Source organism: Actinokineospora sp. NPDC051303 (assembly GCF_055586285.1).
In genome coordinates this window covers 1-13287 of sequence record NZ_JBVJIN010000048.1, presented here as the reverse complement: position 1 = coordinate 13287, position 13287 = coordinate 1, and the positions used below count along the sequence as shown (strand labels likewise).

11 protein-coding genes are annotated in these 13287 nt (G+C 70.8%); 8 read left to right on the top strand and 3 right to left on the bottom strand.

Annotation, left to right across the window (positions count from 1 at the left end; translation table 11 throughout):
* Nucleotides 1-45 precede the first annotated feature (45 nt).
* The 4 genes from ACZ6SD_RS26725 (at nucleotide 46) to ACZ6SD_RS26710 (ending at nucleotide 1846) form a co-directional block, all read left to right on the top strand.
* Nucleotides 46-600, top strand: coding sequence for an acyl-CoA thioesterase (locus ACZ6SD_RS26725; protein ID WP_091449197.1), 555 nt, complete (start codon nucleotides 46-48; stop codon nucleotides 598-600).
* Nucleotides 597-1052, top strand: a complete 456-nt coding sequence (locus tag ACZ6SD_RS26720) for an ester cyclase (protein ID WP_465319748.1) — start codon at nucleotides 597-599, stop codon at nucleotides 1050-1052. Before ACZ6SD_RS26725 ends, ACZ6SD_RS26720 begins: the two co-directional genes overlap by 4 nt.
* A gap of 90 nt (nucleotides 1053-1142) precedes the next feature.
* The gene (locus ACZ6SD_RS26715; protein ID WP_465319747.1) at nucleotides 1143-1517 is read left to right on the top strand and encodes a hypothetical protein; all 375 of its coding nucleotides are present in this window, start codon (nucleotides 1143-1145) and stop codon (nucleotides 1515-1517) included.
* Nucleotides 1514-1846 (top strand): hypothetical protein, encoded by a 333-nt coding sequence (locus tag ACZ6SD_RS26710; RefSeq protein WP_465319746.1) that lies wholly within the window; start codon nucleotides 1514-1516, stop codon nucleotides 1844-1846. The genes ACZ6SD_RS26715 and ACZ6SD_RS26710 overlap by 4 nt, the downstream gene beginning before the upstream one ends.
* 141 nt (nucleotides 1847-1987) lie before the next feature.
* Here ACZ6SD_RS26710 and ACZ6SD_RS26705 read toward each other — a convergent pair whose 3' ends face one another.
* On the bottom strand, nucleotides 1988-3670 hold the full coding sequence (locus ACZ6SD_RS26705) for a PstS family phosphate ABC transporter substrate-binding protein (protein WP_465319745.1): 1683 nt from the start codon (nucleotides 3668-3670) through the stop codon (nucleotides 1988-1990).
* Between the two features lie 166 nt (nucleotides 3671-3836).
* Between ACZ6SD_RS26705 and ACZ6SD_RS26700 the strand changes: the two genes are divergently transcribed.
* Nucleotides 3837-4550 carry a zf-HC2 domain-containing protein gene (locus ACZ6SD_RS26700; protein WP_465319774.1) on the top strand — a complete coding sequence of 238 codons (714 nt, stop codon included), beginning with the start codon at nucleotides 3837-3839 and terminating at the stop codon, nucleotides 4548-4550.
* Nucleotides 4551-4901: 351 nt separating this feature from the next.
* Here the strand turns inward: ACZ6SD_RS26700 and ACZ6SD_RS26695 are convergent, their stop codons facing one another.
* The gene (locus tag ACZ6SD_RS26695; protein ID WP_465319744.1) at nucleotides 4902-6179 is read right to left on the bottom strand and encodes a cytochrome P450; all 1278 of its coding nucleotides are present in this window, start codon (nucleotides 6177-6179) and stop codon (nucleotides 4902-4904) included.
* A gap of 647 nt (nucleotides 6180-6826) precedes the next feature.
* Here ACZ6SD_RS26695 and ACZ6SD_RS26690 point away from each other — a divergent pair.
* The gene (locus tag ACZ6SD_RS26690; protein WP_465319743.1) at nucleotides 6827-8191 is read left to right on the top strand and encodes a DUF6801 domain-containing protein; all 1365 of its coding nucleotides are present in this window, start codon (nucleotides 6827-6829) and stop codon (nucleotides 8189-8191) included.
* A gap of 253 nt (nucleotides 8192-8444) precedes the next feature.
* On the opposite strand, the gene ACZ6SD_RS26685 is transcribed toward ACZ6SD_RS26690, so the two are convergent.
* The gene (locus tag ACZ6SD_RS26685) at nucleotides 8445-10988 is read right to left on the bottom strand and encodes a LuxR C-terminal-related transcriptional regulator (RefSeq protein WP_465319742.1); all 2544 of its coding nucleotides are present in this window, start codon (nucleotides 10986-10988) and stop codon (nucleotides 8445-8447) included.
* 272 nt (nucleotides 10989-11260) lie between these two features.
* Between ACZ6SD_RS26685 and ACZ6SD_RS26680 the strand changes: the two genes are divergently transcribed.
* Together ACZ6SD_RS26680 and ACZ6SD_RS26675 are read left to right on the top strand one after the other, a co-directional pair.
* Nucleotides 11261-12028 (top strand): thioesterase II family protein, encoded by a 768-nt coding sequence (locus tag ACZ6SD_RS26680; protein ID WP_465319741.1) that lies wholly within the window; start codon nucleotides 11261-11263, stop codon nucleotides 12026-12028.
* Complete coding sequence (locus ACZ6SD_RS26675) at nucleotides 12025-13038, top strand: AraC-like ligand-binding domain-containing protein (RefSeq protein ID WP_465319740.1); 1014 nt, start codon at nucleotides 12025-12027, stop codon at nucleotides 13036-13038. The genes ACZ6SD_RS26680 and ACZ6SD_RS26675 overlap by 4 nt, the downstream gene beginning before the upstream one ends.
* The last annotated feature ends 249 nt before the right edge of the window (nucleotides 13039-13287 follow it).

Sequence of the window (13287 nt, the reverse complement as noted above, 5' to 3'; positions counted from 1 at the left end):
TCGTATTCCGCACGTCCGTTCCGAATAACCAGGAGAACAGTTCCCATGACCTCTGTCGACGCCGCCCCGCAAACCCCGACCGCCGATCTGGACTCCGTGCCCGCTGGCAAGCCGATGAGCGAGTCGCGCCGCGAGCTCTCCCGCGTCATCTGGCGGGCCAACGAGAACATGTTCGGCTCGGGCAAGGGCACGATCATCCTGGAGATGATCGACGACGTGGCCTGGGCGACCGCGGCCCGGCACGCGGACGGCCACGCCGTCACCGTCTCCCTGGACGACATGACCTTCATCAGCCCGGTCTGGCCCGGTGACGTCGTTTCGGCATATGCGCAGGTCGAGGACACCGGCCGGACCTCGATGGACATCGGCGTCTACGTCAGCGCGCGCCGCATGAAGGGCTCCAACGACCCGGAGCCGGTCGCCGAGGCGCACCTGGTGTTCGTCGCCGTCGACGACAACGGCACCCCGCGCCCGGTCCGCCCGGTCACCCCGGAGACCGACACCGAGTACGCCCGCCACCGGGCGGTCGCCATCCGCCGCGAGCACCGCAAGGCCCTGGCCCGCGCGCTCGCCGAGGCAGCCTTGCCCGCGACGCGATGACCGGCGTCCTGCTGCCAAGAGGGCGGTTCGACACAGCCGCGGTCGAGCAGGTGGAAATCGCGGTCGCCTTCGTCAAGGAGGCAATCAACGAGGGTGACTTCGCCATTCTTGACGACTTCGCCCACCCGGATATCCGGGACCTGTCGGATGTCCGAATATTCGGCGACGGAATAAACGGGCTCCGTTTGTCCATCGTGGCCGCACGGCGGCTCATGCCGGATATTTATGCACGCATTGTCGCGGCCCGGCGCAGTGGCGCCGACACGGTCGAGACGCGTTTGGAGTTCACCGGGACCTATCGGGGGTCCAACCTGGCGCCCACCGGCAGACACGGGCGCCAGGCCCGCTGGCGGCAGCATCACCTGTGGTCCTTCCGCGGTGTGAAGGCCAGCGCGCACCTGGGCTGGATCGATCGCGCCGCGGTCCGAGCCGCACTCGGCAGCCCCTACTGATCGCCGGGTCCCCGGTCGGCCGTTCCGATCGGCCGGGGACCCGGCGCCCCGGCGCCCCACACCTCACCCAACCTCAGCAAGGAGACCAGCATGTCCGAACTCATGACCGCGGCCGAGCACCCCTGGTGGGCCGCCCTGTCCAGCATCCCGCACGCGGGCCCCTGCCCGTCCTGGTGCACGCTGGGTGACGGACACAAGTACGACAGTGACGGGCCGGACGGCGCGATCCGCGCGCACTCCGCCGAGTTCGGCGCGCACCTGCCCGCGATGGGCGTGTGCCTCACCACGGTCGAGATGTGGCAGGCGGGCGAGGTGACCATCACCGAGCCGTCCGTCGAGGTCTTCGGCGACTTCTCCTTCAGCGACCCCGACGACGCCATGCCGCTGCTCACCGCCATCACGCGGGCCCGCGCCGCGCTCCGCGACCACCTCGCCTGCGCCGCGGAAGCCGGTGGCCAGGGGTGACCGCACCCACGTGCCTGCCCGGGTGCGGCAACGCCGCGGGGTGGGCGGAAGACCTCGCCGACCCGATGGCCAGCGGGCACCCCTGCGTCGTGCGCCTGGGCTTCGTGCGCGGCGCCCACAACTACCGGACCGACCTGGTCGACGTCGAGGTGATCCTGGTCCGGCACACCTCGGTCGAGGGCGTTGTCGACGGACCGAACATCGAGCTGCAGGTGGGCCAGGACGCCTTCGAGGGCGCGATCCCCGTCGACCAGATCGACGCGCTGATGGCGTGCCTGGCCGCCGCGCGCGAGATCGTGGCCGCCGAACCGGCCCGCGCCGCACGGTGACCCGGGAAGGCGCGCGACCCCGACCACACCCGAGTCCCCACCGGCCCAGGAGTATGCAGTCACTTCACGGAGAGAGACCATCCACTACGAACAGTGACAGCCTTCGGTCGCGAGTGCATGTATATGCACAAAGTCCCGCCCTCAGCGGGCGTTGCAGAGGTCCAGCGGAGTCCCCTCCGCTGTGACACACGGCAAGTAGCCCGCGTCCTTGAGGCGCAGCCGGGCGGTGTCATGGGTCCGCACATAGTTCACGAACGCCGCCAGCAGCGACCCCTCGGCTGGCTGCCCGCGGGTGTAGAGGTACTCGACCGTCCAAAAAGGATAGTCCGACTCGATGCCGCCCGCGGTGTCGAACACCCGGCCGTCGAGCGTGAGGGCGTTGAGAGCGTTGCTCTTGCGGGCCTCGGCGACCGACGGGGCGTCGGCGTAGCCGATGGCGCCGGGGGTGGCGCTGATCTTCGCGACGACCTCGGCGTTGGAGTCGCGCTCGCAGCGGATGGTGCGGGCGTCGCGGTTGCGGTCCTTCTCGACGCACTCGTTGGAGGACAGGCCGTCCTCGCCGGTGCCCAGGACGCGCCGCTCGAACAGCTCGCGGGTGCCGGACTCCTGGCCCCGGCCCACGATCCGGATCGGCAGCGGGTCGCCTGGGCGCAGTTGGCTCCAGTCCTGGTAGGTGCCGTCGTAGATTTTGCGCAGATCCTCGGTGGAGATGGTGTCCAGGCCGACCGACGAGTTGACCACGACGTGGTAGACGACGATCGCCACCTGGTGCGCGGTCAACCCGGTCTCCGCGCCGCCGTACCGGCCGTCCGACAGCGCCGCCATGCCGCCCGCCCGCGACGGGTCCAGCGCGACCAGCGACCGCACGCCGTCGATGCTGCCGGTGGGGCGGGTGTCGATCCGGCTGTCGCCGCAGGCTTGGGTGTACTCCCGCGCGATGGACCGCATGGCGGGCATGAACACGCTGGAGCCTTCGATGCTCAACTCCCCCGACCCGCACGCCACGCTCGGGTCGGACGGCGGGGCCGCGAACACCGTGCTCACCACCAGGAACACGGTCAGCGCCAAGGCCAACGCGCCGGTGAGGCGGGGCAGGGTGACCAGACGCTCCCGCTTCTCGTCCTTGATGAGGCCGTTGTCGTGCAGTTTGCCGGTTGCCTCGATGTCCTTGCTGGTCTCGCCGTCCGGCGTGTCCTCTGGCTCCTGCAGGACCACGACGAGTTTGAACTTCTGCTTGCGCCGCAACGCCAACTGATCGAGCCGCACGCCGTGCCAGCGTGGGTTGGCCTCCGGTTCCCGCGACGGCGCCGGGGCGCCCATCCAGCGCGTCATGCGCTGGGTTAATCGCTCCCGCACGGTGCGCAGGTTGTCCCGCTCCTCGCCGGGCGCGACCGGGTCCGTGCGGTTGCCGAAGAACCGCAGCCCCGCCCGCAACTGCTCGCGGACCTCCTCCGCGCCCGCCTCCGACACCCGCGCGTTCCACACCACCCGCTTGCCGAAGGTGAAGCTCAGCGGGCGCTCGAAGTCGTCGGGGGCGATGTCGTAGCCGCCGTTGTTGCGGATGCGGATCACCACGATGCTCATCCGGTCCAACAGCGCGGCCAGCGACGCCAACTGCCCTCGCGCCGGGCCGTCGTCATCGTGCAACTTCTCCGGGCCGAGAGGGATCTTGGAGTTGTAGAGCACCCGGAAGCTGATCCGCTTGCGCCGAACCAGGAACCGGTCGACGAACGGCGCCGCGACGAGCAACACGATGCCCAGCACCAGGTTGCCCGGACCGAGGAAGTCCAGCACCGCGCGTAACGCTTCCCGTACCGACCCCACCGCGCTCTCCCATCATCCAACTCCTGGCACAGGGTAGGAGCGGAACCGCCCACGTCAAGCGGATGCGGCCGTCAGTTCATCGGGGGTTCAACCGCGCGTGGTGATGTGCTGCGCACTTCCGGGAACTTTGCGGCCCAGGCACACGACAATGACAGGTGTGGACTGCATGACCTGCCGCGAAGCCCTGTCGGCCCGACTCGACGGTGAACCCGAACCAGCGCCCGCCGACACCACCGACGCCCACCTGGCTGGGTGCCCGGCCTGCCGCGCCTGGCAGACCCGCGCCCAGGACCTCTCCCGCGCGCTACGCGTACGCGAAGCGCCCGCCGTCCCCGACCTCACCGCGGCGATCCTCGCCACCGGACCAATTCCGGCGCCTCGGCGGGGCGCCCTGCCACGAGTGCTGTTGGCACTAGTGGCTTTCGGCCAGTTGGCCCTGGCGCTGACCCAGATTATTGGTGTGGGGCATACGGAGCACAGCGGCCCGCTGGCGAACCATCTGGCCAACGAAGGCATCGCCTGGAACGTCGCGCTCGGGGTGGGCCTGGGATACGCGGCGTGGCGGCCTCGGGCGGCCGGGGGGCTGATCCCGGCGATCGGCGGCTTCGTGGTGCTGCTGCTCGGGTATGTGGGGTACGACCTCATCGTGGGGTCGGTGCCGGTTTCCCGGGAGCTCAAGCACAGCTTGGTCGTGTTGGGGTTGGTGCTGCTGGTGATCGTTCATCGGGGGGTGGCGCGGCATCATCCTGGTGGGGGTGATGTGGTGGGGCGGCCTGGGCATTCCGCGACGACGGCTGGGGTGGATGAGCCTCGTGTTGAGGCTGGGGAGCAGGCTCGGGGGCGGCATTTGCGGCCTGCTGGGCGGCATTGGGCTGCTTGAGGCTGTCTGGCCGTTCGTCTGTCTGTCTGCTCGATGGGGTGGAGTGGTTTCTTCGGGGCCCCTACGAAGGAACATCGCCGTGTGAAAGACGGGTGGGAAGCCTACGGCCTCACACGCGCGGAGCCAGCTTAGCGATCTTCCTTCTCCCCCGAAGAAACCACTCCACCCCATCGAGCACCTGGCAGCGTTGGTGCTGCCTGGCAGGTGGGCGGGTTCCTGTGGCAGGAGGGCGGGTTCGCTATCTCCGCCCCCACCTCCCACCTGGCACTTGGCCCTGGCACCTGGCAGCTTTGGGTGCGGCTGGCGGGAGCGTGGGTTTCTGGTGGGAGGGTGGGGTTGGCCTGGTGGTGGTCAGGGAGCGGTGGTGGTGACCTTGATGGTGTCTACGCCATAGACGATGGAGGTTTGGCGGAACGTCAAGGGGGTGGTGGGGTTGTGTAGGCGTAGGTGGGGGAAGCGGCGGACTAGGGCGGGGTAGGCGGCTCTGAGTTCCATTTTTGCCAGTTCCGCGCCGATGCAGCGGTGGGCGCCGTGGCCGAAGGCCAGGTGGGGGGTTGGTTTGCGGTGGGGGTTGAAAGTGCGGATGTCGTCACCTAGAGCGTCGTCGCGGTTGGCTGCGCTTAAGGAGCAGACGACTAGGTCTCCTGCGGCTATGTGGGCGCCTGCCAGGTCCATGTCGTGTCTGGCGAAGCGGGGGAAGGCCACCTGGACGACGGTGAGGTAGCGGAGCAGTTCCTCCACGAAGGGGCCTACCGCCTGGTCGTCGTCGCGGATGAGGGTGCTGGTTTCGGGGTCTTGCAGGAGGATCAGGGCGCCTAGGGCCAGCATGCTGGCTGTGGTCTCGAAACCGCCGGTCAGGACGCCGTCCGCCAGGCCCGCCAGCTCTCGGTCGTCTATCTCGTCGCCGTGTTCGCGGATGATCATGCCGATGAGGCCGTCGCCGGGGGTGGCGCGTTGGGCTTGGACTACGCCTTCGAGGTAGGCGAGGGATTCGGAGATAGCGCCCAGGGAGGCGCCCGCGCCGCCGAAGAGGTCGAAGCGGGCCACGGCGAGGCGTTGGAACGCGTCGCGTTCGGCGTAAGGGACGCCGAGTAGTTCGCAGATGGTGAGCGACGGGATGGGCAGGGCGAAGGTCTGCACTAGGTCGACCGGGTCCGGGGACGCGGCCATCTGGTCGAGGCAGTCGGTGACGATGGCGTCGATGCGGGGGGCCAGCCGGGAAAGCCTGCGCATGGTGAACTCCGGGGTCAGGAGTTTGCGCAGCCGGGTGTGGTCGGGCGGGTCGGCGAAGCCGAGGCCGCCGGGGGGCTGGTCCTGGATGCCGACGATCTTGCCAAGGTGGGTGTAGTCGTTGCTGAACCCGGCGGTGTCGGCGAGGACGCGTTTGGTCTCCTCGTGCCCGGTCACCAGCCACAGGTTGATCCCGAACGGCACCGGCAGCTTCGTGACCGGCCGTTCCTCGCGGATGCGGTCCAGTTCCGGCACCGGCTCCAAGCCGTCGCGGCGCAGCGGGACCAAGGCCGCTTCCGGCAGCAGCGACAGCGCCCGAGTGCCGACCCGGCGCAGCACCATCCGCGCCACGGACCGTCGCAGCAACCACGACATGGCATTGCGACTGACGCTCTTCATCAGGACCACCGCGACCTCCCCCCGAGATCGACGGCGCCACTGGGGCTGGGCGACCGTCGCCGCGAGCCTACCCAAACCGGGTGTCACTCGGCTGGGGCCGCCCACCCCGACCTGTGATGAAGGCCACCCCCGGCAGCTCGTGCCGGGGGTGGCCGCCAAGCCAACCGGGCCGGGGTGCCGGGACCCGGCTGGAAACGCGGTGAGCACCCGGGTTTTCTCCCCGTCTGCTCGGCCAGTCCACCTGCCGGAACAGGTGAGCCAGACTCAGTCAACCCCGGCGCGCTCAAGCCACGCCAGTCCCGTCACTCCAGCGTGGACCCCGTTGGGGCTACACCGTCATCGGACAAGCGCGCCATCGGAGCGGCATGACAGTTCCGATAATTCGTTTTCGTCCGCCGGTGGCAATTTCTCCGGGCACCGGATCCGAATGGAGCAACACTCATTGCCACCGGCGTTCACCAGGCAATATGCTGACTCGCCAGCCGGGAAGCCCTTTTGTCCCCGGTGTGCGCAGCGTTCCTGGGGGATGGCCGATGAATCGCGGAAGATTTGTCACGAAGTGCTCGTTTCGGGGCCTTGTTCGCCTCCCCCGCAGGAGATCCGCCCCGCGCCCGACGCGGGGCTCCACTTTGGGGAAAGGTGACACCTTGCGACGGAAATCTCTTGCCCTCGCGGTCGTCGGCGCGGTGGCGGCGACCCTGCTCGGCTCCGGGACCGGCTCGGCCGATCCGGCGTCGCTGACCTTGGGCTACCAGTGCCCGTTGCCGCTGATCGGCAACCAGCCCACCAGCCTGAAGCTCGACACCGACCTGCCCACGACGGTCCTCGTCGGAGCGCCGACCGGGGAACGGCCGGTGACGGCCACCCTCACGTTCCCCTCCACCGGTTTGTCCCTGGTCGGCGCGTCGGCCCTGACCGCGGACGCCAGCCTCACCCTGCGCGCGACGGTCACCAGCGGCTCGACCGCCATCCCCATCGTCATCCCGTTCGACTTCGACTCGGTGGCCTTTCCCGTCCTCGGCGCGGCGACCACCCTGGTCGGCGTCGGCAGGCTCCCCTCGCTGACGTTCACCCAGGGCGGCACGGCGACCATCGACATCGACGACACCGACGTGGCGATGCGGCTCACCCCGAAGAAGCCGGACGGCTCGGACACCAACCTCGGCACCTTCGACACGGTGTGCACACAGAATCCGGGCCAGCCCACCCGACTCGCGACGATCGCGGTGTCGTACGCGCCCGCGCCCCTGCCCGCGACGCCCACCGGCCTGCGCGCCACCGCGACGACGGAAACCGCCGTGTCCCTGGCCTGGGACGCGGCCGTGGAGCCGGTCAGCCGATACGAGGTCCTGGTCGACGGCGCCCGCGCCGCCACCGCGACCAACACCACCGCGACGGTCACTGGCCTGACCGCGGGCACGACGTACGCGTTCCAGGTGCTCGCCGTGGACGCCAATGGCACCGCGTCGCGGCCGAGCGCCCCGCTCACCGTCCGCACCAAGCTCGGCACGGCAGTGCACCCGTTCCAGGTGACCGGCACATCCCGAGTCGCCGCGGCGGCCACCACCGTCGCCCTCACGGGCGACCTGCGCGTCGAAGCCGACCGCGACAGCGGAGAACACCGACGCACCGACTTGACTTTGCGCCCCACCAAGGCGAACGCCCGGCTCCTCGGCGTCCTCCCCGCGACCGCGGACGTCGTGTTCACTGTGGACGGAACAAGCAGCGCCCTCGCGGAGGGAAGCTTGACGATGACCGCGAAGGTGACCATCGCCCTGCCCCGGGTCACCGTGCTCGGCTACGTGGTCAGCCAGTCCCCCACCTGCCGCACCGAAGCCCCCGCGGAAATCACCCTCCGCTCGACTCCGGACTTCACCCTGTCGACCGGCGGCGTCCTCAGCGGCTCCTACACGATCCCAGCCTTCACCGGCTGCGGCTCGGCGACGGACCTGATCGACGCCATGGCCGCGGGCCCCGGAAACACCGCCCGCCTGACCCTCGCAGCGCCGTGACCAAGTGACCGGACGTGTGCCCTCGGCCCGGGGGCACACGTTTGCACTTCTATCCATAAAGGACTGACAGATGGCGGCATAGCCGTCCTTTCGCAGCAACGGAGTGAACACATGCCGCGCCCGCTTGACATCCAGCGGAAGGTCACCGCCTGCCCGGTCTGGTCACCTCGGCCGCGGCGTGCGCGGCCACCGCGCTGGCGACCATGTTCTCCGCGAGGAGCGCGAAGCCTCGCGTCGGGGCGCCCATGTCCGGTCACGCGCCTGGGTTTCGAGCCCGGTCGGGGTGGCTGGCCAGGTCCTCGCGGCGGGAGACGCCCAGTTTTCGGTAAATCTTGGTCAGGTGTTGTTCCACCGTGCTGACCGTGATGTAAAGGCGATCCGCGATCTCGCGGTTGGTGTGGCCCAGCGCGGCCAGGGCCGCGACTCGGTGTTCGGCTTCGCTGAGGGTGGTGGGGGCGGCGGGCAGGGCGCTGGCCGGGTGGTGGTGCAGGAGCCGGTCCACCAGGTTCGCGGCCCCGCACGCGCGGGCTTCGTCCGCGGCGGCTTTGGCGATGCGGCGGGCCCGGGTGTGCTCGCCGCGTTCGGTGAGCTGCCTGCTCAGTTCGGCGAGGGCGACGGAGACGGCGAACCGGTCGCCCGCGGCGCGGAACTCTTCCGCCGCCTCGTGCAGGAGGCTGGGGCCGTGCACGCGGTCGGTGGCCGCGGCCAACAGTCGCAGCGACCGGCCGCGGGCGTGCCTGCTCGCCGACGCGGGCAGGTCCAGTTGCCTGCGGGCCAGGTTCCCCGCCACCCGCCTGCCGCCGAGGCGGATGTGCGCCTCGGCGAGGTCGGTGCGCCACGGCGCCAGCGCGGGCAGGTCGATGCCGTGCCGGGTCAGGAAACGGCCACACGCCTGGAAATCGGCGACCGCGGCCAGCACCCGGTCGGTGGCCAGGTAGTGGTGTCCGCGCGCGCGGAGGTAGCGCACGCCGACCAGGGTGTCGAACATGGCGTCCGGGGCGACTTCGCGCAGCGCGGCGCTGTCGTGCGCGCCGAGTGCGGTGTCGGCGAGCAGCATCGTGGACAGCGGCAGCCCGATCAGCACGCCCCAGGCCCGCGCGGGCAGTCCGCGCAGGCTTTCCTCGGCCAACGCGCGGGCGGTGCGCAGCGCGCCGCGGCGCAGGGCGATGTCCGCGCCGACCGCGCCGAGCAGCGCCACCCACGTCGTGGCGCGGCGGGATCTGGCCTGGCGCAACAGTTCTTCGCACCAGTGCGCGGCCCGGTCGACCTGGTCGGCGTGCAGCAGCGCGGTCAGCGCCGCAGCCAGCACCTCCACGGTCCAGTCGTCCAGCGGACAGCCGTGCAGCACGCGTTCGGCGTCGCGGGCGGCCTCGGCGAGGTCGCCGCGCAACAGCGCCGGGGTCAGCGCGGCAGCGGACCGCTCCCACAGGGCGACCGACCCGCCGCGCGGCGGCTGCGACCTCGGCCCGCGCGCGCCCCGGATCCACTCGTCTGCGAGCCGCAGCCCGGCCGCGGCGTGCGGGTCTGCCTCCGCGACGGCGGCCAGCAGCGCCGGGACGGCCACCGGGTCGGCGTGCCAGAGCGCGTACCGGGCCGCGGTGGCCGGGTCGACATCCGGCGGGCACACGCGGCCTGCCGGGTTGTGCCGCCATTCGGCGCGGGCGAGGTCGGCGGCCACCGCGGCGCGCTCGGCCCCGGTGACCTCCGGCAGCGCGATCCGCAGGCACCGCACGGCGAACTCGGTGTGGTCGCGGGCGATCGCGGCCGCAGCGGCGGCGCGCAGCACCTCGACGCCCCACTCCCCGCCGACGCGGCCTGCCGCGACGAGTTGGCGCGCGATCTCCGTCGGCGCCGCTGCGCGGCGGCGCAGCAGGTCGGCGGCGCGCAGCCGCAGGCGGACCGCTTCGTCGCGGGACAGGCTGTCGCGCACCGCGTCCCGCACGACCTCGTGGCCGAACCGCCCGCCGGACAGCAGCCCGGCCGCGGCGAGGATTCCGGTCATCCGCGACACCGTGGCGCGGCTGATGCCGGTCAGGTCGGCGACCAGGCCCGGCAGCGGCTGCCCGTCGAGCACCGCCAGCGCCCTGGCCACCGCCAGCAGCCGCGGCCCCCAGCGGTGCAGGCCGCCCAGGACGGCTTGCCGGAAGGCGATTCCCACCACCGGTTCGCCGCCCGGGTCGGGGTCGGCGCGGTAGTCGGAGACCAGCGCGTGCACCAGCAGCGGGTTGCCGCCGCTGAGCCGGTGGCACGCCGCGGCCATCGACGCGGCCGCAGCCTCGCCCAGTTCGGCCGCCAGCAGGTCGGCGACCCCGCGCTGGCTCAGCGGCCCGAGCCGCACCCTGCGATCGGCGCGGGCGCTCAGCTCGTGGCCCGACCGCGGTTCCCATTCGGTGAGCACCAGCAGCACCCTGGCCTGGGCGCCACGGTCGCGCAGCGCGGCGAGCACCCGCAGCGACGCGGTGTCCACGTGCTGGATGTCGTCCACGGCCAGCACCACCGGGGTCGTCTCGGCCGCGGCGAGCACCCGCTCGACAAATCCCGCCGTGGCGGGCAGCGGCAGCCCCGAGGCCAACTGCCGCACCGCGCCCAGCGGGATCCCGCGCTCGCCGCGCGACCCGGTGGCGGTGAGCAGCAGCGCGCCGGAGTCGGCCACCTGGTCGGCGAACACCGCGAGCAGCCCGGACTTCCCGCTGGCGAGCCCGCCGGTGACGGCGACGACCCGACTCGCGCCGCGCGCGGACTCCGCGGCGACTTCGGTCAGCGCCCGCAGCGCGGCTTCGCGTTCGACCAGAATCATGCGGCCATCCCTCCACCCCCCGAGCGGCGTTCGGCCTTGCGCAATCTACTCCCGAGAACAGCGCGGGAGAAGCGGCCTGCCGTTGCGGCCAGGAGATTTTCCCGTTAACGACAGCGCAATGGGCGATTGGGAAGAAAAAGTGGGCGGAATAGGGGGTGCTAGGGGGTAAAGGCGGTCGACTGGTGGGAAAGCCCGCGGCGGAGGCCGCGGCCGTGGCAACATCGAGATGGAGGACCCGGCAGGACCCGCGAGGTGAAGGGACACCAGCGACCATGGCAGCAACCGACACCGAGGCCCTGTGGCTGCGCCGTTTCCACCCGGCACCCGAGGCGCGCGCCCGGCTGCTGTGCCTGGCGCACGCGGGCGGCTCGGCCAGCTACTTCTTCCCGGTGTCGCGGTCGCTCGCGCCGCGCGTCGAAGTGCTCGCCGCGCAGTACCCGGGTAGGCAGGACCGCAGGCACGAGCCGTGCCTGGAGACCGTCGCCGAGCTTGCCGACCAGCTCGCCGACGTGGTGGAGCCGTGGACCGACAAGCCGCTGACCCTGTTCGGGCACAGCATGGGCGCCTCGGTGGCGTTCGAGCTCGCGCTGCGGCTGCAGGAGCGCGGCACGGTCGTCAACGGCCTGTTCGTCTCCGGCCGCCGCGCGCCCAGCGCGTTCCGCGACGAGCGCAACCACCAACTAGACGACTCGGGTCTGATCGCCGAGATCAAGCGCCTCAACGGCACCGAAGCGCAACTGCTGGACGACGACGAGATCCTGCGCATGGTGCTGCCCTCGATCCGCAGCGACTACAAGGCCGCCGAGACCTACCGCCACACGCCCGGCCCGAAGCTGCGGACCCCGGTGCGCGCCATGATCGGCGACAGCGACCCCAAGGTCACCGAGTCCGAGGCCCGGATGTGGGCCGACCACACCGAAGGCGACTTCGAGCTGGAAATCTTCCCCGGCGGCCACTTCTACCTCAACGCCGCCGTCCCCACCGTGGTCGAGCGCATCTCCCGACACATCGAACGGTCGGTGACTATCCTGGACCGATGATCGAGACGGTCTTCCGGACCGAGGACGTGCCCGCCGCCGATCGGCTGGCCTACTGGCGCGAACTGCTCAGCCGCACGCACGCCCCCATGGACCTGACCAGTGAAAACCCGGAAGCCTTCCACGCGAACCAGCGCACGCTGAGCTTCGGCGCGGTGTCGGTGTGGCCGGTCACGTTCCACGCGGTGACCTTCCACCGGACACCGAAGCTGATCCGCCAGTCCGACCCCGACGTCTACCACCTCTCACTCGTCCTCAACGGCGCCGCGACAGCGTCCTGGGGCGACCGGCAGATCAGCTACCGCCCCTACGACCTGCACTACAACCACTCGTCGCAACCGTGCACCATCTGGACCGGCGGCCCCGACGACGTGATCAAATCGGTCGGCGTCGAAGTCCCCACTTCCCTGGTCCCCCTGCCACGGCGCAGCGCCGACGACATCATCGGCCGCCCCCTGACCGGCCGGACTGGGATTGGCGCCCTGCTCGCGGGCTTCCTCGTGCGGCTGACAGAGAACACCTACCAGGCAGGCGACGAGCCCCGCCTGGGCACCGTTTTGGCGGACCTGGTCGCGGCACTGTTCGCGCACACCCTAGAAGCCGACCGCGCCCTACCGCCGGAGACCTACCGGCGCACGCTGCTGCTGCGCATCCAGTCCTTCGTCCGCCAGCACCTGCACGACCCCACCCTGTCCCGGGACTCGATCGCCGCCGCCCACCACATCTCGACCAGCTACCTGCACCGCCTGTTCCAGGAAAACGGCGACACCGTCATAGGCTGGCTCCGCCGCCAACGCCTCGAACACGCCCGCCGCGACCTGACCGATCCAACCCAGCGCACAGTCCCGGTCCACCGCATCGCGGCCCGCTGGGGTTTCGTCCACCACGCGGACTTCACCCGCTCCTTCCGCGCTGCCTACCAAGCCACGCCCACCGACTACCGTCGCGAGGCACTGCGTTCTGCGGGAACCGGAGTTATCCACAGGCCCGACGCTTCCTCTTTCCCTGCCTGACCTGCGGCGATAGGATGGAGCAGGGCCCGGCCCCCAGGGCGGGTGGGGTTTGTTGTGTGGGGGCTTGGGGCTGGTTGCTTGGTGGGGCTGGATCGGGTGGAGTGGTTTCTTCGGGGCCCCTACGAAGGAAGATCGCCGTGTGAAAGACGGGTGAGAAGCCTACGGCCTCACACGCGCAGCCAGCTTAGCGATCTTCCTTCTCCCCCGAAGAAACCACTCCACCCGATCCAGCACTTGGCGAGCGTGAGG

Bases quoted from the DNA above. Each gene is read 5' to 3' on its own strand.
- ACZ6SD_RS26700 (WP_465319774.1), top strand. From the start codon at position 3,837: ATGACCTGCCGCGAAGCCCTGTCGGCCCGACTCGACGGTGAACCCGAA.
- ACZ6SD_RS26725 (WP_091449197.1), top strand. From the start codon at position 46: ATGACCTCTGTCGACGCCGCCCCGCAAACCCCGACCGCCGATCTGGAC.
- ACZ6SD_RS26695 (WP_465319744.1), bottom strand. From the start codon at position 6,179: ATGAAGAGCGTCAGTCGCAATGCCATGTCGTGGTTGCTGCGACGGTCC.
- ACZ6SD_RS26680 (WP_465319741.1), top strand. From the start codon at position 11,261: ATGGCAGCAACCGACACCGAGGCCCTGTGGCTGCGCCGTTTCCACCCG.
- ACZ6SD_RS26715 (WP_465319747.1), top strand. From the start codon at position 1,143: ATGTCCGAACTCATGACCGCGGCCGAGCACCCCTGGTGGGCCGCCCTG.
- ACZ6SD_RS26675 (WP_465319740.1), top strand. From the start codon at position 12,025: ATGATCGAGACGGTCTTCCGGACCGAGGACGTGCCCGCCGCCGATCGG.
- ACZ6SD_RS26685 (WP_465319742.1), bottom strand. From the start codon at position 10,988: ATGATTCTGGTCGAACGCGAAGCCGCGCTGCGGGCGCTGACCGAAGTC.
- ACZ6SD_RS26720 (WP_465319748.1), top strand. From the start codon at position 597: ATGACCGGCGTCCTGCTGCCAAGAGGGCGGTTCGACACAGCCGCGGTC.